Origin of the sequence: Streptomyces bullii (assembly GCF_042657145.1) — a bacterium.
GTDB lineage: Bacteria > Actinomycetota > Actinomycetes > Streptomycetales > Streptomycetaceae > Streptomyces > Streptomyces bullii.
Window position 1 is genome coordinate 451,444 of the sequence record NZ_JBHSNY010000002.1, and the last position, 23,717, is coordinate 475,160.

Sequence of the window (23,717 nt, forward strand, 5' to 3'; positions counted from 1 at the left end):
GTACAGGGCGGTGACGTACCGCACGGCGCCGCCGTACGCCTGCGGACGCTCGGCGGCTCGGCGGCTCGGCGGCTCGGCGGCTCGGCGGCTCGGCGGCTCGGCGGCTCGGCGGCTCGGCGGCTCGGCGGCTCGGCGGCTCGGCGGCTCGGCGGCACGCCCCGGCCGAGCCGGGAGTTCCCGGCCTGGAGTTGGAGGGAGCGGCACGGCTCGGCTACCGCAAGGAGCGCGCCGCGGTCGTGGGCCCCGCCGAGTGGGACCGGGCCTTCGCGGCACGCGTCGCGGGGTACGAGCACAGCAGGGCTGTCGGCACGGCGGCCGCGCTGGAGATCGACGCGGCGCTCGATCCGGCCGGGTCTCGGGTCCTGATCCCGGCGGCCAGGGAGGGGTGCCCCGAAGTGCCGCCGGGCCACCGGCCGTTCGTCGACACCCGGCAGGCCGGGCCCTGCTCGGCGGGCACCGGACCCGACGGCCGGAACTGGACCGTCCCGACCCATTGACGCCCTCCCGGCCCCTCCCTATCGTCTGGTCGATCATCCGCACATCGTTCGTCATTTCGAACATGGAGGAGCATACATGTCCCCGCCCCTCTCCAGACGAGCCCTTCTGCAGGCCGCGACCCTCGCGGCAGCCGCACCCGCGGCCTCCTATGCGGCGAGCGGGCGAGCCGTCGCGGCGGTGCCTGGGATGCCGTCCGCCGCCGCGCCCACCACCTGGTCCGTGCGGCCCTTCGGGCTGGAGGACGTGACGCTCGGCCGGGGCGTCTTCGCCGACAAGCGGCAGTTGATGCTCGACCACGCCCGCGGCTACGACGTGAACCGGCTGGTGCAGGTGTTCCGCGCCAACGCGGGGCTCCCGACGGGCGGCGCGGTCGCGCCCGGTGGCTGGGAGGGGCTGGACGGCGAGGCCAACGGCAACCTGCGGGGCCACTACACCGGCCACTTTCTGACCATGCTGGCGCAGGCGTACCGGGGCACCAAGGAGCAGGTGTTCGCGGACAAGATCCGCACCATGGTCGGGGCGCTGACCGAGGTGCGCGAGGCGCTGCGACGCGATCCCGTAGTGCTGAGCAGCGAGGGGAAGTTCGGCAGGGCGGCGGAGAACGTCCGCGGGTCCTACCAGTACGTCGACCTGCCGGCCGCGGTGCTCGGCGGAGCCTCGGCGATCACCCTGTCGGCCTGGGTGAAGCCCACCCATGACGCCAACTGGACGCGGATCTTCGACTTCGGCAACGACACCACCCGCTACATGTACCTGGCCGCCCGCAACCAGAGCGGCGTGCCGCGCTTCGCCATCACGACCTCGGGGCCGGGCGGCGAGCAGGGCCTCAACGGCACGGCGCCGCTGCCGGTGAACCGGTGGAGCCACGTGGCGGTGACGATCGCCGGCGGCACCGGCACCCTCTACGTCAACGGCACGGCCGTGGCGCGCAACGCGTCCATGACGCTGACCCCGGCGGCGCTCGGCACGCCGCGGAACAACTGGCTGGGCCGTTCCAACTTCTCCGCCGACCCGGTCTTCGCGGGCGCCTTCGACGAATTCAACGTCTTCTCACGGGCCCTGACCGCCGCCGAGGTCGGCGAGTTGCAGGGCCGCCGCGCCGCCGAGGCGTCGACGGGCCGGGGCGACCTGGCGTCGTACGCCTTCGACGAGACCAGCGGCGGCACCTTCGCCGACGCGTCCGGGCGCGCTCTGACCGCCACCCTGCGCCGCACCTGGGGCGGGCCCAGCCACCCCGGCTTCCTCGCGGCGTACCCGGAGACCCAGTTCATCCAGCTTGAGTCGATGACCAGCGGCGACTACACCAAGGTGTGGGCGCCGTACTACACCGCCCACAAGATCCTGCGGGGCCTGCTGGACGCCCATCTCGCCCTCGACGACGCCCGGGCGCTCGACCTGGCGTCGGGGATGTGCGACTGGATGTACTCCCGCCTGTCCAAGCTGCCCGACGCGACGCTGCAGCGCATGTGGGGAATCTTCTCCAGCGGCGAGTTAGGCGGCATCGTCGAGGCCATCTGCGACCTGCACACGATCAGCGGCAAGGCCGAACACCTGGCGCTGGCGAAGCTGTTCGACCTCGACCGGCTCATCGACTCCTGCGCCGCGAACACCGACATCCTCGACGGGCTGCACGCCAACCAGCACATCCCGATCTTCACCGGGTACCTGCGGCTGTACGACGCGACCGGCGAGACGCGCTACCTGACGGCGGCGAAGAACTTCTGGGGCATGGTCGTACCGCACCGTATGTACGGCATCGGCGGCACCAGCACCCAGGAGTTCTGGAAGGCCCGGGGCGTGATCGCGGGCACGATCAGCGCCACGACCGCCGAGACGTGCTGCGCGTACAACATGCTCAAGCTGAGCCGGACCCTGTTCTTCCACGACCAGGACCCGAAGTACATGGAGTACTACGAGCGGGCCCTGTACAACCAGGTGCTCGGCTCCAAGCAGGACAAGCCGGACGCGGAGAAGCCGCTCGTCACGTACTTCATCGGGCTGACGCCGGGTCATGTCCGGGACTACACGCCGAAGCAGGGCACGACCTGCTGCGAGGGCACCGGCATGGAGAGCGCCACGAAGTACCAGGACTCGGTGTACTTCGCGAAGGCAGACGGCAGCGCGCTGTACGTCAACCTCTACAGTCCGTCCACGCTGACCTGGGCCGAGAAGGGCGTCACGGTCACGCAGACCACCGACTTCCCCAAGGAGCAGGGCAGCACGCTCACCTTCGGCGGCGGGCGTGCTTCGTTCGCGCTGCGGCTGCGGGTGCCGTCGTGGGCGACCGCCGGGTTCCGGGTGACCGTCAACGGCGACAGCGTGCCGGGGACCCCGAAGCCGGGGAGCTACTTCAGCGTGTCCCGGACCTGGCGGGCCGGCGACACCGTACGGATCACGATGCCGTTCCGGCTGCGGGTGGAGAAGGCCCTGGACGATCCGTCCCTGCAGACGTTGTTCTACGGACCGGTGAACCTGGTCGCCCGGAACGCGGCCACCGAGTACCTGAAGGTCGGTCTCTACCGCAACGCCGGTCTCTCCGGCGACCTGCTGCCCTCGTTCACGCCCGTGTCCGGCAAGCCGCTCCACTACACGCTGGACGGCACCGAATGGGCGCCCTTCTTCGAGGGGACCGAGGACCCGACGCACGCCTACTTCCGGCGCTCGGAGCCGAAGGTGGTCCTCGGCGGCAGGGACTCCGGCGTCGCCAACCCGGCGAAGGCCGACGGGACGACGCTCCTGGACGAGATCTGGGCCGGGGCGCCGTTCAGCGGCAAGGGCACGCTGGTGACGCGTGTGCGCTCGACGGTGGACGCGTGGGTGTCCGCCGGGCTGCTGAGCCGGGCCGACGGGGACAAGGTGGTGAACACGGCGCAGGCGGCCTCGTACGCGCCCTGACGCCGTGGCCGGGGCCGCCACCACCCGGTGGCCCCGGCTGCCCAACGCCCCGGCGGTCCGGGGTTCCGGCGCCTCCGGCGCAGGGCGTCCGGAAGAGCGTGCGAAATTTTTCGCCGGAGAGATGATTACCTCGGGCTTGCCGTCCGTACTTCCTGGTGTTGGGCAGTTCTCATCCCAGGAGGCACGATGCGCATCTCGCGCAGCACGGCAGGAACCGCGTTCGTGGGCGGTGCCATGATCCTCACGCTCACCGCGCTCGCCTACCCCGCCATGCTCGGCGTGGAGAACACGGCCACCTCCCAGGACCGCATCATCGCCAACACCAAGTACGGCCCGCTGACCGAGGCGGACCGCGACTTCGTGGTCAGGGTGCGCGCGGCCGGGTTGTGGGAGTACCCGCTCGGCAGCCTGGTGCTGCAGCGGAGCACGGCGCCGGCCATGAAGGAAGCGGGTGAGCATCTGCTCGTCGGGCACGGCCGGCTCGACGCGACCTGCCGCAGGGTCTCCCAGGAACTGGGCATCACCCTGCCCAACGAACCGTCACCGCAGCAGCAGCAGTTCGTGGCCACGGCGGAAGGCACCACCGGCCAGGAGTTCGACTCCACGGCGGTGAACATCATGCGCATGGCGCACGGTTCCATCTTCCCCACGGTCGCCAAGATCCGCGCGAACACCCGGAACAGCCTCGTGCGGCAGCTCGCCGACCAGACCAACGACACCGTGCTCGACCACATCTCGGTCCTGGAGAAGACCGGTCTGGTCAACCACGAGCAGGTCACCTTCCAGCAGACCAACCCGGCCAAGCTGCCTCAGGACCAGACGACCCCGCCGCCTCCGCAGCCGGGTGCGCCGGTCCGTGTGCTGGAGATTCCCGAGGACCTGAAGGATCTGGAGACGGTCGCTCCGAATCCGTCCTACGGGGCCCAGCCGGCCGGGTGAGCGACGAGAAGCCCCTGCGGGGAGGCCGTGGAGAAGCCGTCGGCGAACGGGCCGCGCACCGGAGCCGCCGGGCCGACGACCGACCAGGACCCCGGCCGACGACCGACGAGGGCCCAGGCCAACGACCGACTACGGCCCGGGCTGTCCGGCCGCGACGGCCCGGGGCACGTCCTGAGCGCCACCCGACTGCCGCGGCGTCCCCGCACTACGACCGGCGGCGAGGCCTGCCGCGCCTGGCTCCCGCGGCGCCTCGCCGCGAGGCGGCTCCGCCCGCGCCTCGCCGAGGCGCCGCGCCGGTCTGTTTGCCCGTCTCCGATCTGTGCGGGGCCCCTGGCTTCTTCGTCCGCTCGGTCTTCTCCTCGGGCTGGGCCGGCCTGCGGCCCCGTGTGCTGTTGACGGTCCGACCGCGGACGATGCCGATGAAGTCCTCCACCAGGTCCGTCGTCGCGTCCTGCGGCCACGCCAGCGCCACGCTGGACTCGGGGGCGTCCCGCAGGGGCCGGTACGTGAGGTCCTTGCGGTGGTACAGGCGGGCCAGGGACAGCGGTACGACGAGCACGCCGATGCCGGCCGCGACGAGTTCCACGGCGTCGGGCGTGGTGGCGGGGCGTTCGAAGGCGGGTCGGCCCGGGAGGGACTCCCAGTCGAGGACGTCGTCGAGCGGGTGCAGCACGATCTCGTCGGCCAGGTCCTCGGGGGTCACCTCGTCGACCGCCGTGACCAGGTGGTCCTTCGGGACGACGACGACCGTTTGCTCGGTGTAGAGGGGAATCGCGCTCAGGACGGTCTTGTCGACGGGCAGGCGGACGAGCCCCGCGTCGGCGCCGCCGCCGAGCAGCAAGGCGCTCGCCTCCCCGGCCGGCACCTGCTCCAGGGTCAGCGGGACGTCGGGCTGCCGCTCGTTCCAGACGCGCACCCACTTGTCGGGCGTCACCCCGGGGACGTACGCCAGCCGGAACGAAGGCGGTGCCGCCGGGGACGGGGTTACTTCCGAGCCTGTCACCTGGCCAGGCTACCGGCCGTGGTCGGGGGTCGCGCACATGCTCGATACGCTGGACCCCATGACGTCGCACCAGAACACCCAGACGATGAAGCCCGCCACCGCGGCGAAGAAGCTGGGTGTGTACCTCGAGGCCACGCCCGCCGAGTTCCGGGAGGGCGTCGTCTCGCGCGCCGAGCTGAACGCGCTCCAGGCGGACCCGCCCGAGTGGCTGCGCGAACTGCGGCGCAACGGCCCGCACCCCCGCCCGGTGGTCGCGGCGAAGCTGGGCGTCTCCATCGCGGGTCTCGCGCGCGGCGGCATCACGGAACCCCTCACCACGGAGCAGATCGAGGCGCTGAAGCGGGAACGCCCCGAGTGGCTGGAGCGGGAACAGGCCACGCAGGCGGAGGTCCGCAAGGAGGAGGCGCGCATCAAGAAGCGGAACGCGGAGCGCGCGGCTCGCCAGCCCTGACGCGTCTCGGCGGTTCCGCGTCCTCTGCCTGTCGGCCTCCGGCCTTCTGTTCGCCCTCCTCCCGCCCGGTGCTTGGGACCTTCAAGCCCCTCGGACAGCAGGGCGGGCTGCCCCGGTTCCCGTCCCATGGAAGCCGAGCCGGTGCAGCAGGGGCCGTCCGGCGTCCGTCGCCGTGCCCGGGCGGCTCGCGGCCCGGAAGCCGGCCGCCGGGCGCCCCGGGCGATCCGGCACCCCGGTGACCCGGCGCACGATCGCGCCCAAGGGGGCGTCGCGCGCCCGCTGCCGTAAACGCCAGACCGCGCCACCCCTTCCGGCGCCCAGCGACATCTACCAGCATGGCTACACCGGCGGCCGGCGCGCGGATCTCCGCGGGCCGTCGTCTCGTGTCCAGCGCGCCCGTCCGGGCGTGGCCGACCGCGACCGGGGTGTGGACCATGTCGAACGTCATGTGGCAGCAGGCCGTCGAGTGGCTGGCCGCGGCCGCCATAGACCCCCAGGAGTGCAAGCGCGAGTGGGACCACGGCACGGGAACCGTGCTCCTGGAGGCCGGACGGTTCTGGGACGTCCTCACGGTTCCGGACCGCCTGGGCCTGCTCGCCCTGGACATCATGTGGCGCAACCCCCTGGACGTGCCCGGGCCCACGCTGGTGGACTGCGCGGCCGGCCGGGTCGGCTTCTTCCTGCCGCCCGATCCGGTGAGCGAGTGGGTCGGGTGCGGGGTGCGGCACGTCGGCAGGGGCTCCTGGGTCGCCGTACCGCCGCCGTACCGGCCCGCCGGCCGTCTGGAGTGGCTCGTCCCGCCCGACGGGGCCGGCACGCTGCACACCCCCGGCACCCTCGAAGCGGCCCTGCGCGAGGCCACCGGCACCCTCGCCGTCCTGGCACCGGTCAGCGCGGAGCAGGCCGGGCCGGAAGGGCGGGAGTGGCGTTGAACCGACGGGAAGCCGCTGCCAGGGCGACGCGGGGCCGTACACCGGTCGCGAGGAGCGACCGGGGAGCACTCACCCGTCCGCAGCCGAAGCCCGGCGGAAGACCGACTGCGACGCGGCGGTGGTGGTCGGGCGACGGTGTCGTCCACACTGACCCCACTGACGTCATCGCGGACAAGGGCCGGCACCGGCGGTCCCCGGTTCGACGGCTCGCGACGACAGGGGAGGACATGTCACAGCGCACCGACCTCCGGCAGCGCAGGGCCGTGCTGGAGCACGAGTGGTCCCGCTGGGTGCCGCGGTTGAGGACCTCCGGCGGGAACCCGGTCGGCAGCCGGGCGCTGCGCCGCGAGGTGACCGAGTCCTGGGTGCGGTCGCTGAGCAGCGTGGACCCCGGCCGGGACTGCGCCCCGGTCACCGACGGCGGCCTGGTGCACCACCGGTGGACGTCCTCGCCGCTGCGGGGTCCGATCACCGACCTCGCCGACGAGCTGCACAGCATCGCCGACGACGCCGGGTTCGTCACCGCGGTCACCGACGAGTCCGGCACGATCCTGTGGACGTGCGGCGGGCCGACCATGCGCCGCCGCGCCGAGCGCGTCAACTTCGCGCCGGGCGGCCGGTGGGACGAGCAGGCCATGGGCACCAACGCCCTGTCGCTCGCGCTGCGCACCGGCCGCCCCAGCTCCGTCTTCTCCGCCGAGCACCTGGTGACGGCCCTGCACGGCTGGGTCTGCTACTGCGCCCCCATCCACGCCCCGGACGGCCGGGTGCTCGGCGTCCTTGACCTGTCCACCACCTGGGACCGCTCGCATCCCCTGGCCATGTCCACCGTGCGCACCCTGGTGTCCACCATCGAGACCCGCCTCGCCACGGACCCGCCCCGGCCGGCCACGGCCCCCCTCCGCCTCACCTGCCTCGGCGCCGAACGGGCCGTACGCGACGGTCAGCCGCTGCCCCTGCGGCCCCGCCAGCTGGAGATCCTCACCCTGCTCGCCCTCGAACCGGACGGCTTCGTGCCGGACCGGCTGCGCGACGCCCTGTACGGCGACCGGCCGGTGACCGCCTCCACGTTCAAGGCGGAGATCTCCCATCTGCGCCGCGCGCTGGGCGGCGGCATCGCGCCCCGCCGCTACGCCCTGACCACCGACGTCTCGTGCGACGCCGTCGACGTGCTGCGCGCCTTGGAGAACGGCGACGCGGAGACCGCGCTGCGCCTGTACCGCGGCCCGCTGCTGCCCCGTTCCGAGGCGCCGGGCGTCGAGGAGTGGCGCACCCGCCTCGAAGTCGCCGTTCGCGAAGCGGTGCTGGCCAGCGCCCGTCCCGAACACGCCCTGCGGTACGGCGAACGTGCCCCGTACGACGCGGAGGTGCACGCGCACGCGCTGCGCCTGCTCGGCCCCGGCGACACCCGCCGCGCCATCGCGGCCGGCCGGCTCACCACGGCCCTGCGCGACTGACGCGGCCCGCCGGGCGTGCGGCACCAACCTCGCGCCAACCTCCGCGGAGCACAGTGAGCGGCGTCACGACGGCGTGGGCCGTCGGACGTTCGTACTCGCTCCACACCGAGGAGAGCCGCCATGGTGTACGCGCAGCCCGGAACGGACGGCAGCATCGTCAGCTTCGCCCGCCGCTACGACAACTTCATCGACGGTGACTGGGTCGCCCCCGTGGAGGGCCGCTACTTCGAGAACCCGACGCCGGTGACCGGCAAGGTGTTCTGCGAGGTGGCCCGCTCGTCCGCCGCCGACGTCGACCTGGCCCTGGACGCCGCCCACCGGGCCGCCGACCAGTGGGGCCGCACCTCCACCACCGAGCGCGCCAACATCCTCAACAGGATCGCCGACCGCATCGAGCAGCACCTGGAGGAGATCGCCGTCGCGGAGACGTGGGAGAACGGCAAGCCGGTCCGCGAGACCCTGGCCGCCGACATCCCGCTGGCCGTGGACCACTTCCGGTACTTCGCCGGCGCGGTCCGGGCGCAGGAGGGCAGCATCGCGGAGATCGACGCCGAGACCGTCGCGTACCACTTCCACGAGCCGTTGGGTGTGGTCGGGCAGATCATCCCGTGGAACTTCCCCATCCTGATGGCCGCGTGGAAGCTGGCTCCGGCGCTGGCCGCCGGCAACTGCGTGGTCATCAAGCCGGCCGAGCAGACCCCGGTCAGCCTGCTGTACGTCATCGAGCTGATCGCCGACCTGCTGCCGCCGGGCGTCGTCAACGTCGTCAACGGCTTCGGCGTCGAGGCGGGCAAGCCGCTCGCCTCCAGCCCGCGTGTGGCCAAGGTGGCGTTCACCGGCGAGACCACGACCGGCCGCCTGATCATGCAGTACGCGAGCGAGAACATCATCCCCGTCACGCTGGAGCTGGGCGGCAAGAGCCCGAACATCTTCCTGCCCGACGTGATGGCCGCCGACGACGACTTCCTGGACAAGGCCGTCGAGGGGTTCGTGATGTTCGCCCTCAACCAGGGCGAGGTGTGCACCTGCCCGTCCCGCGCGCTGGTCCACTCCTCCGTCTACGACGAGTTCATGGCCCGGTGCGTCGAGCGCACCAGGGCCGTCGTCAGCGGCGACCCGCTGGACCCGGCCACCATGATCGGCGCGCAGGCCAGCAACGACCAGTACGAGAAGATCCTGTCCTACATCGACATCGGCAGGAAGGAGGGCGCGGAGCTGCTGACCGGCGGCGGCCCGCGCACCGTCCCCGGCCTGGACGGCGGTTACTACATCGAGCCGACCATCTTCCGCGGCACCAACGACATGAGGATCTTCCAGGAGGAGATCTTCGGGCCCGTGGTGTCGGTGACGACGTACGACTCGGTCGACGAGGCCCTGAAGATCGCCAACGACACGCTGTACGGCCTCGGCGCGGGCGTGTGGACCCGGGACGGCAACACCGCCTACCGCCTGGGCCGGGAGATCAAGGCGGGCCGGGTGTGGACCAACTGCTACCACGCCTACCCGGCCCACGCGGCGTTCGGCGGCTACAAGAAGTCCGGCATCGGCCGCGAGACCCACAAGATGATGCTCGACCACTACCAGCAGACCAAGAACCTGCTGGTGAGCTACTCGGCGAAGAAGCTCGGGTTCTTCTGATGGGCGCTCGGGCGACGCGGGTGACGCGGGTGGAGCTGACACCGGCCGCCGAGGACCTGCTGCGGCAGCTGACCCGTACGCACGGCCCGGTGATGTTCCACCAGTCCGGCGGCTGCTGCGATGGCAGCGCCCCGATGTGCTACCCGCGCGGCGAGTTCCGGGTCGGCGCCTCGGACGTGCTGCTCGGGCACGTGGCCGGCGACACGCCGTTCTGGATGAGCGCGGACCAGTACACGTACTGGTCCCACACCCACCTCACCGTCGATGTCGTCCCCGGCCGGGGCAGCGGCTTCTCCCTGGAGGCCCCCGAGGGCGTCCGCTTCCTGCTCCGCTCCCGTCTGCTCACCGACGAGGAGCTGAAGCGGGCCGAGGCGGAACCGCCGCTGCCGACGGGGGCGGAGGCGACCGGGTGACATGAGGGTGACCGTGGGGCCGGACCCGCCAGGTCCGGTCCCACGGCTCGGTTCGCGGCCCAGGTGGCCCCCTGTGGACACGACGCAGGTCTCCGGTCACGTCGACGTGCACCACGACAATGGGACCGGCACCCGCCCGGCGTCGGCGAATCCGGCACGCTACGTCGAGGCCAGGGAACGGTCTCAGCTCGTGCAGGCGACACCTCATCCCGGTGCGGTCGACGCCTGAGGAACGATGAAGCCGGACCGGATTTCCGCTGTGTCCCTTCCGGCGGCGCGCACAGCGCTAGCCTCGGGTCCCGTGATCGTATGGCTCAACGGCACCCACGGCGCAGGCAAGACGACGACCAGTGCGCTCGTACAGCGGCTGATCCCGGATTCACGGGTGCTCGACGCCGAGAAGGTCGGCGAGACGCTCATGGACATCACGCCCGGGCTGCCCGGGACGGACAACTTCCAGCACTGGCCGCCGTGGCGGCAGCTCGTGGTCGAGACCGCCCGTCGCGTACTGGACTACACCGGCGGCACTCTGGTGATGCCGATGACCGTCCTGGTCGAGGAGTACTGGCGCGAGATCAGCACGGGCCTGGCCCGACACGCCATCCCCGTACGGCACTTCGTCCTGCACGCCGACCAGGACACCCTCCGCAGGCGCATCGAGGAGGCCACTCCCGTCCCCTCGCCGTTCCGTCTCACATACCTTGAGCCCTACGCGGAGGCGGCCCGGACGTGGCTGCACGCCGAGGCCGAGGTCGTCGACACCACGCACCTCACGCCCGCCCAGGCCGCTTTGCAGATCGCAGAGGCCGTCAAGAGGTGAGGTTCCCCCCTCCCGCGACAACAGGCACAGGTGGCTCCCTCCGGCGGAGGCGGATTCCCGCTGCGTCCGCGGTTCCCGAGGCCTCGTAGGGCACTGCGAGCATGTCGCCTCGTGTGGTCCCGCGCGGTGCGTCGGGGGGCGGCGCGCCGGAGGCCGGCGCCCTCCGGGCCGCGATCGCCGTGTCGACGGCCGACGCGCCATGTGGCTCCGGCCCGCCTCACGGGCCAGGAGGACCGGGGCCGCGTCCCCGCCGGATGTGACGCACCTCATTGCCGACGAAGGCGTACATATGCGGACACTGAGGAGCCGTAGCCCCTCGCGGAGAGCCGAAGTCATGAGTCAGCACGTTCACGTCCGCATCAGTGACGGCATCGCCGTGTCGGAGGACGGCGAACTGGTCGAGCGCTCCCGCTGCCGTTGCGGAGCCACCTGGATCAGGACCTACCCGGCCGACGAGGGTGAGCCTGGCCGGCAGTAGGCCCAGCGCTCACCTCAGTACCGCCGTCGGACCTCGTACGGATATGGACGTCTCCCGCGAGACTCCTCTAAGGTGCCGCGAGCAAGCGCTTTCTGCCCTGCCCATGCCAACTCGCGCCGATACCGCTTCCGCGTTCCGAGGGTCTGGCGCGGAAAGGTAGAGCCTCGTGCCGCACAACGAGCCGCACAGCCCGTCGCCCTCATGGACCCGCAAGTCGTTCTTACGGGGCATGGCCGCCGCCGGTGTCGCCCCGCTGCTCCCGGGCCTCATGCCCGCGACCGCCGCCCAGGCCGCACCCACCGGCCGGCCCGGCTTCCCCCTGGTGGCCGGCGGCACCGCCGTCGACCTGTTCGTCGATCCGGCGGACGACCCCGCCGTCCTGCGCGCGGCCGGCGACCTCCAGGCCGACGTCGAACGGGTCAGCGGCGTCCGCCCCCGCCTGCTGCACACCCTGCCGGAGCGGGCCGAGCACCTCGTCGTGGTGGGCACCATCGGCGCGAGCCCGGCCGTCGACCGGCTGATCACCCGAAGACGCCTCGACGTCGCCCGTGTCCAGGGCCGCTGGGAGGCCTCGGTCACCCAGGTCGTGGACCGCCCGCTGCCCGGCGTGGACCGCGCCCTGGTGATCGCCGGCAGCGACCGGCGCGGCACCGTGTACGGCGTCTACGACACCTCGGAGCGCATGGGCGTCTCGCCCTGGTACTGGTGGGCCGACGTCCCCGTCGAGCACCGCGACACCGTGACCCTCCCGGCGGGCCCCCTCAAGCGGTACGAGCCCTCCGTCCGCTACCGGGGCATCTTCGTCAACGACGAGCAGAACCTGACCACCTGGTCGCGCCGCACCCAGGAGCCCGACAAGAACATCGGCCCGAGGACGTACGAGCGGATCTTCGAGCTGCTGCTCCGCCTCAAGGCCAACTACCTGTGGCCGGCGATGCACCCGTACTCCGACTTCTTCAACGAGCACCGCGAGAACCCGGAGCTGGCCGACCGGTACGGCATCGTCGTCGGCTCCAGCCACCCCGAGGCGCTGCTGCGCAACGGCGTGCACGAGTGGCAGCCGTGGGCCGAGGAGCACAAGAACGCGGACGGCACCCTGCCGCTGTACGACTACACGGTCAACCCGGCCGTCATCTCCGACTACTGGCGGGCCCGGGCGCGGCAGAACGCCGGCTACGAGAGCAGCTGGACGCTCGGCATGCGCGGTCTGCACGACAGCGCGCTGGAGACCAAGTACGCCACCACGATCCCGGAGAAGGTCGCGGTGATGAACGACATCATCGCCGACCAGCGCCGCATCCTGGCCGAGGAGGTCGGCGCCGCCGCCACGCCGCAGATCTTCATCCCGTACAAGGAGGTCCTGGAGCTGTACAACGCGGGCGTCCAGGTCCCCGACGACGTCACCCTGATCTGGCCGGACGACAACCACGGCAACATGCGCCAGCTGCCGGACGCAGCGGAGCGGCGGCGCGCGGGCGGCAACGGCATCTACTACCACCTGTCCTACTGGGGCCGGCCCAGGAGCTATCTGTGGCTGGACACCACACAGCTGAGCAAGGTGTGGCAGGAGCTGCGCCGGGTGTACGACCATCAGGCCGACCGGATGTGGATCTTCAACGTCGGGGACATCAAGTCGATCGAGACGGGGCTGTCCTTCTGCATGGACATGGCCTGGGACGTGGACCGCTGGGGTCCGGACGACGTCGGCGAGTTCCTGGTGGCGTGGGCCGGGCGCCAGTTCGGCCGGCGGCACGGCCCGGAGATCGCCGCGATCCGTACGGAGTACTACCGGCTCGCGGCCGAGCGGCGCCCGGAGTTCATCGACCGCGGCGTGTTCTCCACCGTCCACCACGGTGACGAGGCGGGCCGCCGCATGGCCGCGTACGGCCGGCTCCTGGAGCGCACGCGACGGCTCGGTGCCAGGCTGCCCGAGGCCTGCCGGGACGCCTACTACGAGCTCGTCGAATACCCGGTGCACGGCGCCTACTCGATGAACCTGAAGTACTACTGGGCGGACCGCAACGCTCTCGCGGTCCGGCAGGGACGCGGGACGGGCACGAACCGTTACGCCGACCTGGCCGAGGCCGCGCACGCCGAGGAGCAGGCGATCACCCGGCGCTACAACGCCGAGATCGCGGGCGGGAAGTGGGACGGCATCGTCAACCCGTACCCCTCCCAGATCCCGAAGGCGCCGGGCCGGCCGAGCGTCACCCGAGTTCCCCGCCAGGAGACTTCGGGGCTGGGGGTGGCGGCCGAAGGGAACGACACGGGAGCGGACCGGCCGCCGTCCTTCTCGTCCCTCACCCGTGACCGCCGCTTCGTCGACGTCTTCAACACCGGTTTCCTGCCGCTGGACTGGACGGCCGAGGCGAGTCACCCGTGGATCCGGCTGAGCACGGCGGGCGGCCGTCTCACCGAGCAGGCCCGTGTGTGGGTCGAGGTCGACTGGGCGCGGGCGCCCGAGGGCACGCACACCCCGTCGGTGACGTTCACCGGAGCGGGGCGGAGCGTCGAAGTGCCGCTGCGGGTGGTCAACGAGGGGGAACGGGCCCGGCGCCGGGCGCGCGGCTTCGTCGAGGCGCACGGGTACGTCTCCCTGGACGCGGCGCACTTCGAGCGGCGGGTGCCGCGCGGCGGGGCGCACTGGCGGGTCGTCCGCGGGCTGGGCCGCCGTACGGCCGCCGTGGAGGCGGTGCCGGCGGCCGCGCCGCCGATCACCGAGGACATCGCCGCCCGGGCGCCCGAGCTGCGCTACCGGGTGCTGTTCAGCAGCACCGGCACCTTCCCCGTGACTGTCTTCCGGCTGCCCTCGCTGGACGAGCGGGGCCGGCGCAGACTGGCCGTCGCCCTCGACGACCAGCCGGTCGCCGTCCTGTCGGGCCAGGCCGTCGCCACCGGGAACCGGGGTGACGCGTGGGCCCGCAACGTCGAGGAGGGCGTCGAGAAGCTCACCGCCACGATCACGGTGACCGAACCCGGCGAGCATGTGCTGCGGCTGTTCATGGTCGATCCCGCGATAGCCGTGGACCAGATCGTCGTCGACACCGGCGGCCTGCCCGCGAGTTACCTCGCGCCGCCGGAGAGCTACCACCCCGTCTTCAACCCCGCCCCGGTCACCGAGCCGGTCCTGGAGGAGCCGGCGGCGCCGGGCCGGTAGCCGGTAGCGGGTCCACGCATGCGGTGAGGGAGCACGGAGATCAGCGGAGGCCGTCCAGTGACACATGGAGAAGGTGGGCCGGTTGTGCACCTGGGCGGCGATTCCCGTGATGCCCCTCCGTGCTCCCGTGCGCCCCCTCGCAAAAAGGGTTCGGCACACGAGCGGCAGGTTGGACTTGGGCAGGAGATGCTTCAAGCGCCAACTCGGTGGAACGTCACCGAATTCCGTGTGTCGACTGAGACAGGTGGTTTTCGATGAGCGACTCCGTTCCCGGATCAGAGCGAACCTGGACAGTGGGGACTGCTCCAGGCATATTCCCGTCCATCAGCCACGGTATCGCTCTCTTCCGTCGGCCGCTGGAGTTTCTGAATTCCTTGCCCGCGCATGGGGATCTGGTCGACATACGCCTGGGTCCGCAGCGCGCCTGGATGGTGTGTCATCCGGAACTGGTCCAGGAGATGCTCAGGGACTCGCGCACCTTCGACAAGGGCGGCCCGCAGTACGACAGGCTCCGTCTGCTGATGGGGGACGGCGTCGTCACCTGCCCCCACGGCGAGCACCGGCGGCAGCGCAGACTGCTGCAACCCGACTTCCGCGCCTCCCGCGTCGCCGATCACACGGAACTGATGGGCCAGGAAGCCGCGTCGGTGCACCGCGGCTGGCGGGCCGGAGAGCAGATCGACGTCAGCGCGGAGATGATGACGCTGACCACGCGGGTGATGGGCCGTGTCCTCTTCTCGGACTCGCTCGACGCGGCGACGGCCACGGAGATACGCCGGTGTCTCGGCGTCGTCGTCCGCGGTCTGTTCGTCCGTACGGTCGTGCCGGTCGACGCCGTGTTCCGTCTCCCCACCCCCGCCAACCGGCGTTACGGACGCGCTCTCGCCCGCCTGCACACGCTCGTCGACGCGCTCGTCGCCGAGCGGCGGCGCGGGCCCGACCGTGACGATCTGCTGGGGACCCTGCTCCGGGCCGCGCGCGGCGGCGCGGACGAGGCGGTCACCGAGCGGGAGATGCACGACCAGCTCCTCACGCTCCTGCTGACGGGAGTCGAGACGACCGCGCTGTGCCTGGCCTCCGCCTTCAGCCTGCTGGCCCGCAATCCGGAGGCGGAGCGGCGTCTGCACACGGAGGTCGACTCCGTTCTCGCCGGACGGGCCCTGCCCGACGTCGACGACCTGCCGCACCTCGTCCGCACCCGCTGCGTGATCACCGAGACGCTGCGCCACTCACCACCCGGCTGGCTCTTCACCCGGATCACCACGCGGGCCACCGAACTCGCCGGGTGCCGCCTGCCCCGCGGCGCGACGGTCCTGTACAGCCCGTACCTGCTGCACCACGATCCGGCGTCCTTTCCCGACCCCGACGCGTTCCTGCCCGACCGCTGGCTGCCGGGCGGGGACGGGGCGCGGCGGGACGGCGCGCTGATCCCGTTCGCCGCCGGAAGCCGCAAGTGCCTCGGCGACGCGTTCGCCGTGACGGAGGCCACCGTGGCCCTCGCGTCGATCGCCGCCCGCTGGCGCCTGCGTCACCGGCCCGGGCCCGTCGAGTCGCCGCGCCCCGCGGTCACGCTGGGCCCGAGGTCGCTGACGATGATCTGCGAACCGCGTACGCCCCGAGCAACCACGGGGTCCCTTTTACCTGACTCACGAACGGCAGGTGACAACGGTGTCAACGACGCGTGAGGACATACCGGCAGTGCCGCACGACGGCATTTCCGCCTCCAGTCTGCGGGACTTGATCGACGCCCAGCTCTACATGCCCTACCCCTTCCAGCGGAATCCGCATGAGGCGGAGGCCGCGGCGGGGGTGGAGAAATGGCTGCGTGATCGCGGGTTGACCGACGATCCGGCGGTGGCGGAAATGATCGCCCGCACGCGGCCGGCGCAGCTCGCTTCCTTCAACAGCCCGACCGTGGATTCCGGAATTCTCCAGATCGTGGCCAACCAGATCGCCTACCAATTCATCTTCGACGATTGGGCGGAAGAGGTCGGCCGGAAGCGGCCCGAGCGCCTGCTGCCCATGCTGTGCGAGAGCGTCGGCATCCTGCGGGACGGCGAGCGGCCGAGCACGCCTCTCGGCGCCGCGCTGGCGGATCTGCTGGGACAGGTGACGGCGCGGTGCACTCCCGCGCAGGCCGCGCGATGGGCGTGGGCGGGCCGCGAGTACGCACACGGACTGCTGTACGAAGCGGTCGCGCAGACCGGCTCCGCCCGCGTGGGGACCGGGCTGTGCACCTCGATCCGTGCGCTCACCGCGGGCATCGAACCGTTCTACCCGTTGTACGAGGCGGCCCAGCCCGTCGAGCCGCCCCCGGAGGAACTCCACCATCCCGCCGTGCGGCGTCTGAGGCGCCTGTCGGTCGACGCGGCCGTGTGGACGGCCGACCTGTTCTCCGCGGCGAAGGAGCGGCAGGCCGGAGAGCTGATCAATCTGGCTCTCGCCCACCAGCGGGCCCACCGGTGCTCCCTGCCGAGGGCCATCACCCTGGCCATCCGCCAGATCAACGACGCGATCCACGAGTTCGAGCGGCTGCACGCGGAGATCGCCCCGCGGTTGAGCCCCGCCGGCCTCGGTTACCTCGACGGCATGATCGGCTGGATACGTGGCTGCTACGACTGGTCCCGCACGGTTCCCCGGTACAGCGAGACGGTGACGACACCGGCGCTCCCGTGAGGTGGCTCGTCCGTCGGCGACCGGACCTCTGGAAGGAGGCCATTCAAGCCACGTTACCCGGGGAGCGGGCCACCAACCCGCTCCAGCGCCCGATTCACCCTTCCCTGTCGTCCTCCCGCCGTAACGCGGTCTTCCGGCCGTTTTCCCGGCGTAACCTCGCCTCTGCCCGTGAGGACCAACGACAGGAAGCGGTAGAGCACATGGCGCTTGGTTCACGGCAACCGCTCCCCGACTCCCGGCCCCTGCTCGAGCGCGAGCACGAACTGCGCGCGCTCGACACCGCCCTGTCGGACCTGCGCGCCGCGGCGGACGGCGGGCCGGGAGCACCGCACCGCGGACTGCTCGCCTTCACCGGCCCGGCGGGGAGGGGCAAGACGGCGCTCGTCACGGAAGCACGCGCCCGCGCCGCGGCACACGGCTTCAGGGTGCTGTCCGGCCGGGGCGGCGAGACGGAACAGGAGCTGGCGTTCCGCGTGGTGCGCCAGCTCATCCAGCCCGCCCTGGCCGCGATGAGCCAGGCGGAGCTGCGGACGTTCCTGGGCAGTTGGTACGACATCGTCGCGGCAGCCCTCGGTCTGGAGGCGGCGGACACCACGCACGTACCGGATCCGACCGGGGTGCGCGACGGCCTCGACTGGGTCATGACGCGTCTGGCGATGCAGCAGGCGCCCGTCGTCCTGCTCCTCGACGACCTGCACTGGGCGGATCCGGAATCCCTGGGCTGGCTCGCCTCGTTCGCTTCGCGCGCCGCCGACCTGCCGCTGCTGATCGTCGTCGCCTACCGGCCCGACGAACTGCCGGACGAGGCGTCCGGCTTCCGCGCCCTCGGGGAACGTCACGGCAGCCGCCCCTACCCACTCGCGCCGCTGTCCGCCGCCGGCGTCGCGGAGATCGTACGGGCCCATGTCGGCGAAGAAGCCGAGGACGCGTTCTGCGAGGAGTGCTGGACGGTCACCGGCGGCAGCCCGTACGAGGCCGTCGAGCTGGCGATCGGGCTCCGCGAACGGAACCTGAAGGGGACCCGGGCCGACCTGCCGGTGATGCGGGACCTCGCCGCGGCGGCCAAGGGACCGGGGCTCATCGAGCGTCTCCACCGCCTCGGCACGACCACCGTCCGCTTCGCGCAGGCCGCGGTCGTCCTGGGCGCGCCGTTCTCCCCGGAGCTCGCCGCGGCCCTCGCGGTGATCGGCAGGGAGGAAGCGGCCGAGGCGACCGAGAGGCTGCGCACCGCGCGGATCCTGGCCGAGGGGCACGGGCCCGGTGGCGTACTCGACTTCGTCCACCCGGTGATCGCCACGACGATCTACCGCAACATCCGGTCGGGTTTCCGGGTCGGCCTGCACAACGCGGCCGTGGAGGCCGTCCGCGCCGCGGGGCTGGGCCCCACCGCCGCCGCCCGGCACCTGCTGGAGGTGCCCTGCGAGGGAAAGCCCGAGGCAGTGGCGTACCTGCGGGAGGCCGCCCGGGAGTACCTCCGTGCCGGGGCGCCGGAGGCCGCCCGTCGCCTGCTGACCCGAGCCCTGCAGGAGCCGCCTCTCCCGGAGGAGCGGGCCGCGCTCCTGCACGAACTGGCCTGTTCGACGTTCCTGATCGAGCCCACGGCCACCGTGAAGCATCTTCGGGCGGCGCTGGCGGAGCCCGGGGTCGATCCCGAGCTGCGGGCCTCCATCGTCTACCGGCTGGCCCAGGCGCTGGCCCACACCGACCGGCTGGCCGAGGCCGCGACCGTGGCCGCCGACGAGGCCCGCAAGGCCGTCAATCCCCGCACCCGGCTGCGCATGCAGGCCGACCACTTCGTCTGGAGCATGTTCCGCACGGACGAGTCCGACTCCTCCGCCCGCTCCCGCAGGCTGGCACGGCTGGCCGAACGACTGACCGCGCGCGGGGGACCGACCGGTCGCGGGCTGGAGGAGCGCTGCATCCTGGGCCTGCGGGCGTGGGACGCGCTGCTGCGGGGTGAGCCGCGTCAGACCGTTCTGACGTTCGCCGAGGACGCCCTGCGCGGAGGGATGAGCTGGACCGACGAGAACCGGGGCTTCGAGGTGCCGGTCTCGGTGGCCCTGTCCTTCATGTACTGCGACCAGCCCCGGCAGGCCGAGGAGCTGTTCACCCGGGGCATGGCCGAGTGCGAGGCGAAGGGGTGGTGCGGCTCCCACCTGGCCGTCGGCCAGACGCTGTACGGCTACATCCGCTACCGCCGCGGCTGCCTCGCCGAGGCCGAGAACCTGGTGTGGGAGGGCCTGCGCACCGCCGAACGCGTCGAAGGGGCGCTGCCCGCCCAGTGGTTCGCCATCGGCATCCTCATCCAGACGCTGGTGGCCCGTGGCCGGCTCAACACCGCGCGTCGCCTCGCCGACAAGTACCACTACGGCGACGTGATCCCGAACGCCGTCGTCTACCCCGATCCGCGGACGGTGTACGCCGAACTGCTGTTGGCGGAGGAGCGGCACCTGGAGGCGGCGCGGCTGTTGTCGGCCGTCGGCGACTGGCTGGACGCGCGGGGCTGGCGCAACCCGTCCTGGTGCCCCTGGCGGCTCGACCTGGCCCACGCGCTGGCCCGCACGGCTCCCGACCGCGCGGTCCGGTACGCCCAGGAGGCCGTGAAGCACGCCCGGGACTTCGGCGCCGCGTCCGTCATCGGGCAGAGTCTGCACACGCTGGCCGAGGTGACGGGCGGTTCCGCGGCGCTCGATCTGCACGCGGAGGCCGTCGACCACCTGGAACGGTCGCCCGCCTCCTACGAGCTGGCCCGCGCGCGGGTCGGTTACGGTGCCGCCCTGTCCCGCAACGGCCGGCTCACGGAGGCCGCCGACCGGCTCTACCAGGGGCTGGAGGGCGCCGTGCACTGCGGTGCCGATGCCCTGGCGGCCCGGGCCCGGGAGGAGCTCTCCGCCGCCGGGCTGCGGCCGTTGCCCCTGCGGTACGCGCAGACGGACACGCTGACAGCTCCGGAGCGCACGGCCGCCGAACTGACGGCCCAGGGCCACCCGGCGGCCGTGGTCGCCAAGGAACTGCGTCTGACCGAGCAGGGCGTGCGGCAGCTGCTGTCGTCGGTGTACCGCAAGGTCGGCACCGACGCCACCGGCCTCGCCCCGGCCCTGAAGACCTTCCCCCGCCAGGGAACCTGAGCCGGGACTTGGACCGTCCCCTTGTCACCCGGGGATGAAACCCCGGGCCGGAGGACTCAACTCCCCCACACAGACGGGCGATCCGCCTCCGCCGCGTCGCTGCCGTATTCGGCAACCACTTCGGAGGTGGTTGTGACCATGGAGGCGACGACATCCGGACCGGGGGACACTTCGCCGCACGCGCCCGAGGGCTCCTCCGCGCGCATCGCCGCGCTGGCGCACCGTCAGCGGCAGGCGCTGCGGCCACCGGCGCGGCCGCGTTCGCGATGGGGCGGACCCAGGCGCCCCCCAGGTGCCGTCCGGCGGACGGCCTCCACCTGCGGCTCCTCCCGCTTCGGACCAGCACCCGGCGCCGATGTCTTGACGCGTAAATGACAACGATGGCTTGATGTCCTCATGGGAGCGCTCCCACCTCGCCAAGGGAAGGGAACACCATGCGCAGCACCCGCCGAACGCCGCACTTACGGATCACGCTGATTCTCGGCTTCCTGGCCGCCCTGCTCCTGCCCTACGGGCTGACGGCCGCCCCGCGCGCCGCGGCCGCTCCGGCGACGGACCCGGTCCGCGTCATGCCGCTGGGCGATTCCATCACCGGCTCCCCCGGCTGCTGGCGGGCGCTGCTGTGGAACCGGCTGCAAAGCAACGGGTACACGGGCATCGACTTCGTGGGCACCCTCGGCCCGCAGGGCTGCGGACAGCCCCACGACGGCGACAACGAGGGGCACGGCGGCGAACTGGTGACCCGTGTGGCCGACCAGAACCTGCTCCCCGCCCGGCTCGCGGCGACCCGTCCGGACATCGTTGTCATGCACTTCGGCACGAACGACGTGTGGAGCAGCATCGCCCCCGACCGGATCCTCGCCGCCTACACCGAGCTCGTCACGCAGATGCGGGACAGCAACCCGGACATGAAGGTCCTCGTCGCCCAGCTCATCCCGATGAACCCCGCCAGTTGCCCGGCCTGCGCGCAGCGCGTGGCCGACCTCAACGCGCGGATCCCCGCCTGGGCCAGGGCGACGAGCACCAGCCGCTCTCCCGTGACCGTGGTCGACCAGTGGTCGGGGTTCAGCACGGCCACCGACACCTACGACGGCGTCCACCCCAACGCCTCCGGCGACCAGAAGATCGCCGCCCGCTGGTATCCGGCCCTGGCCGCGCTTCTCGACGCGACGGACCCCGGCGGTCCGGGTGATCCCGGCGACCCCGGCGACCCGGGCGGCGGTGAGTCCGGCTGCACCGCGTCCTTCCGGGCCGTGTCCGTCTGGCAGGGCGGCTACCAGGGCGAGGTGACGGTGACCAACACCTCCGCCTCCGCCGTCCGGGGCTGGACCACGACCGTCGTGCCGGCCGGCGGCGCACGGGTCGCGCAGGTCTGGAGCGGAACCCTCACCACGGCCGCCGACGGCACGGCCACCGTCGGCAACGCGGCGTGGAACGGCGCCCTGGCGCCGGGCGCGAGCGCCACCTTCGGCTTCCTCGCGACCGCCCCGGCCGCGGCGGGCACGCCGTCGGCGAGCGTCACCTGCGCGCCGAAGACCTCCTGAAGCGCGTCCCTCACCCCACTCCTGGAGCCGCCATGAGATCCCCCACCGCCCCGCGCGTGGCCGCCGTCGCGGCCGCCCTTCTGGGGCTGCTCCTCTCCCTGCTGTCCGCCGCCACGCCGTCGGCGCACGCGGCGCCCACCGGGTTCCGCGTCGCGAACGGCCGGCTGCTGGAGGCCTCCGGCAACGACTTCGTGATGCGCGGCGTCAACCACGCCCACACCTGGTACGCGGACCGGATCAGCTCCCTGGCCCATATCAAGGCCAAGGGCGCCAACACGGTCCGCGTGGTCCTCTCCAGCGGTGACCGCTGGACCCGCAACGACACCGCCGACGTGGCGAACGTCGTCGCCCAGTGCAAGCGGAACCGGCTCATCTGTGTGCTGGAGGTGCACGACACCACGGGCTACGGCGAGCAGAGCGGAGCCGTCACCCTCTCCCGTGCCGCCGACTACTGGATCAGCGTGCGAAGCGCCCTGGCGGGCCAGGAGGACTACGTCATCGTCAACATCGGCAACGAGCCGTACGGCAACACCGACTACGCGAACTGGACGGCCGACACCAAGGCGGCCATCCAGAAGCTGCGAGGCGCCGGATTCAACCACACGATCATGGTCGACGCGCCCAACTGGGGCCAGGACTGGGCGTTCACGATGCGTGACAACGCGGCGTCGGTGTTCGCCGCCGACCCGGACGCCAACACGGTGTTCTCTATCCACATGTACGGCGTCTTCGACACCGCCGCCGAGGTCAGCGACTATCTGAACCGTTTCGTCGCCGCGGAACTGCCCATCGTCGTGGGCGAGTTCGGCCACGACCACTCGGACGGCAACCCCGACGAGAACGCCATCCTGGCCGTGACGCGGCAGCTCGGCCTCGGCTACCTCGGCTGGTCCTGGAGCGGCAACGGCGGCGGGGTCGAGTACCTGGACATGGTGACCAACTTCGACCCGAACCAGCTCACCCCGTGGGGCCGGCGGATCTTCGACGGGGCGGACGGCATCGCGGCCACCTCCGAGGAGGCCGACATCTACTCCTCCGGCGGGGGCGGCGACACCACGCCCCCGACCGCTCCCGGCACCCCGACCGCCTCGTCGGTGACTTCCTCGTCGGTGACCCTGACATGGGCCGCCTCCACGGACGCGACGGGCGTCACCGGCTATGACGTCGTCCGCGTCAGCGGCGGCACCGAGACCGTCACCACGACCACGGCACGCACCTCCGTCACCCTCACCGGCCTCGCCCCGTCGACCTCCTACACCTTCGCCGTCTACGCCCGTGACGCCGCCGGCAACCGCTCGCCGCGCTCCGGCACGGCCGCGGTCACCACCGCGCCCGGCGGCACATCGGCGGGCTGCGGCGTGACCTACCGGGTGACGGGCGAGTGGCCCGGCGGCTTCCAGGGGGAGATCGTCCTGCGCAACACGGGCAGCTCGGCGATCAACGGCTGGACGCTGCGCTGGACGTTCCCCGACAGCCAGCGCATCACGAACCTGTGGGGCGGCACGGCCACGCAGGCCGGCTCGGAGGTCACCGTCACCTCCGCGTCGTACACGGCGGCGATCCCGGCGGCGGGCTCGGTGACCCTCGGCTTCACGGCCACCAAGGGCTCCGCGAACCCGGCCCCCGGCGCGTTCACGCTCAACGGTTCCGCCTGCACGGCGGGCTGACCCGAAGGGCCCAGGGCGAGG

Annotated in this window: 18 protein-coding genes; 17 read left to right on the forward strand and 1 reads right to left on the reverse strand. The window is 72.2% G+C overall.

The features are described from left to right. Window positions 1-188 precede the first annotated feature (188 nt). The 3 genes from ACFPZJ_RS06180 (at window position 189) to ACFPZJ_RS06190 (ending at window position 4,332) form a co-directional block, all read left to right on the forward strand. Window positions 189-497 (forward strand): hypothetical protein, encoded by a 309-nt coding sequence (locus ACFPZJ_RS06180; RefSeq protein ID WP_381018315.1) that lies wholly within the window; start codon window positions 189-191, stop codon window positions 495-497. A 76-nt stretch (window positions 498-573) separates the two neighbouring features. Then, window positions 574-3,393: a beta-L-arabinofuranosidase domain-containing protein gene (locus ACFPZJ_RS06185; RefSeq protein ID WP_381018317.1), complete on the forward strand. Its 2,820-nt coding sequence runs from the start codon at window positions 574-576 to the stop codon at window positions 3,391-3,393. Window positions 3,394-3,579: 186 nt separating this feature from the next. Then, entirely contained in the window at window positions 3,580-4,332 is a 753-nt protein-coding gene (locus ACFPZJ_RS06190) for a DUF4142 domain-containing protein (RefSeq protein ID WP_381018320.1), read from the forward strand. A gap of 205 nt (window positions 4,333-4,537) precedes the next feature. Here the strand turns inward: ACFPZJ_RS06190 and ACFPZJ_RS06195 are convergent, their stop codons facing one another. After that, on the reverse strand, window positions 4,538-5,335 hold the full coding sequence (locus ACFPZJ_RS06195) for a LysR family substrate-binding domain-containing protein (RefSeq protein ID WP_381018323.1): 798 nt from the start codon (window positions 5,333-5,335) through the stop codon (window positions 4,538-4,540). A gap of 58 nt (window positions 5,336-5,393) precedes the next feature. Here ACFPZJ_RS06195 and ACFPZJ_RS06200 point away from each other — a divergent pair, with 58 nt between their 5' ends. The 14 genes from ACFPZJ_RS06200 to ACFPZJ_RS06265 all read left to right on the forward strand — a co-directional run bounded on the left by ACFPZJ_RS06200 (window position 5,394) and on the right by ACFPZJ_RS06265 (window position 23,696). Beyond that, window positions 5,394-5,786 (forward strand): DUF5997 family protein, encoded by a 393-nt coding sequence (locus ACFPZJ_RS06200; protein WP_381018326.1) that lies wholly within the window; start codon window positions 5,394-5,396, stop codon window positions 5,784-5,786. Between the two features lie 434 nt (window positions 5,787-6,220). Continuing rightward, window positions 6,221-6,718 carry a hypothetical protein gene (locus ACFPZJ_RS06205; protein WP_381018992.1) on the forward strand — a complete coding sequence of 166 codons (498 nt, stop codon included), beginning with the start codon at window positions 6,221-6,223 and terminating at the stop codon, window positions 6,716-6,718. Between the two features lie 227 nt (window positions 6,719-6,945). Next, the gene (locus ACFPZJ_RS06210; protein WP_381018329.1) at window positions 6,946-8,175 is read left to right on the forward strand and encodes a GAF domain-containing protein; all 1,230 of its coding nucleotides are present in this window, start codon (window positions 6,946-6,948) and stop codon (window positions 8,173-8,175) included. Window positions 8,176-8,295: 120 nt separating this feature from the next. Further along, entirely contained in the window at window positions 8,296-9,813 is a 1,518-nt protein-coding gene (adh, locus tag ACFPZJ_RS06215; RefSeq protein ID WP_381018332.1) for an aldehyde dehydrogenase, read from the forward strand. Beyond that, the gene (locus tag ACFPZJ_RS06220; RefSeq protein ID WP_381018335.1) at window positions 9,813-10,226 is read left to right on the forward strand and encodes a DUF779 domain-containing protein; all 414 of its coding nucleotides are present in this window, start codon (window positions 9,813-9,815) and stop codon (window positions 10,224-10,226) included. Before adh ends, ACFPZJ_RS06220 begins: the two co-directional genes overlap by 1 nt. A 73-nt stretch (window positions 10,227-10,299) precedes the next feature. After that, complete coding sequence (locus ACFPZJ_RS06225; RefSeq protein WP_381018338.1) at window positions 10,300-10,455, forward strand: hypothetical protein; 156 nt, start codon at window positions 10,300-10,302, stop codon at window positions 10,453-10,455. A gap of 72 nt (window positions 10,456-10,527) precedes the next feature. Beyond that, the gene (locus tag ACFPZJ_RS06230) at window positions 10,528-11,046 is read left to right on the forward strand and encodes an AAA family ATPase (RefSeq protein WP_381018340.1); all 519 of its coding nucleotides are present in this window, start codon (window positions 10,528-10,530) and stop codon (window positions 11,044-11,046) included. Window positions 11,047-11,380: 334 nt separating this feature from the next. Then, window positions 11,381-11,524, forward strand: coding sequence for a hypothetical protein (locus tag ACFPZJ_RS06235; RefSeq protein ID WP_381018342.1), 144 nt, complete (start codon window positions 11,381-11,383; stop codon window positions 11,522-11,524). A gap of 229 nt (window positions 11,525-11,753) precedes the next feature. Then, window positions 11,754-14,681: a glycosyl hydrolase 115 family protein gene (locus tag ACFPZJ_RS06240; RefSeq protein ID WP_381018345.1), complete on the forward strand. Its 2,928-nt coding sequence runs from the start codon at window positions 11,754-11,756 to the stop codon at window positions 14,679-14,681. Window positions 14,682-14,935: 254 nt separating this feature from the next. After that, window positions 14,936-16,366, forward strand: a complete 1,431-nt coding sequence (locus ACFPZJ_RS06245) for a cytochrome P450 (protein ID WP_381018347.1) — start codon at window positions 14,936-14,938, stop codon at window positions 16,364-16,366. Continuing rightward, a complete protein-coding gene (locus ACFPZJ_RS06250) occupies window positions 16,350-17,357 on the forward strand; it encodes a (-)-alpha-amorphene synthase (protein WP_381018349.1) in 1,008 nt (335 codons plus the stop codon). Before ACFPZJ_RS06245 ends, ACFPZJ_RS06250 begins: the two co-directional genes overlap by 17 nt. A 200-nt stretch (window positions 17,358-17,557) precedes the next feature. Beyond that, a complete protein-coding gene (locus ACFPZJ_RS06255) occupies window positions 17,558-20,485 on the forward strand; it encodes an ATP-binding protein (protein WP_381018352.1) in 2,928 nt (975 codons plus the stop codon). Between the two features lie 434 nt (window positions 20,486-20,919). Further along, window positions 20,920-22,029 carry a GDSL-type esterase/lipase family protein gene (locus ACFPZJ_RS06260; RefSeq protein ID WP_381018354.1) on the forward strand — a complete coding sequence of 370 codons (1,110 nt, stop codon included), beginning with the start codon at window positions 20,920-20,922 and terminating at the stop codon, window positions 22,027-22,029. Window positions 22,030-22,061: 32 nt separating this feature from the next. After that, complete coding sequence (locus ACFPZJ_RS06265; RefSeq protein WP_381018356.1) at window positions 22,062-23,696, forward strand: cellulase family glycosylhydrolase; 1,635 nt, start codon at window positions 22,062-22,064, stop codon at window positions 23,694-23,696. Window positions 23,697-23,717 lie beyond the last annotated feature (21 nt).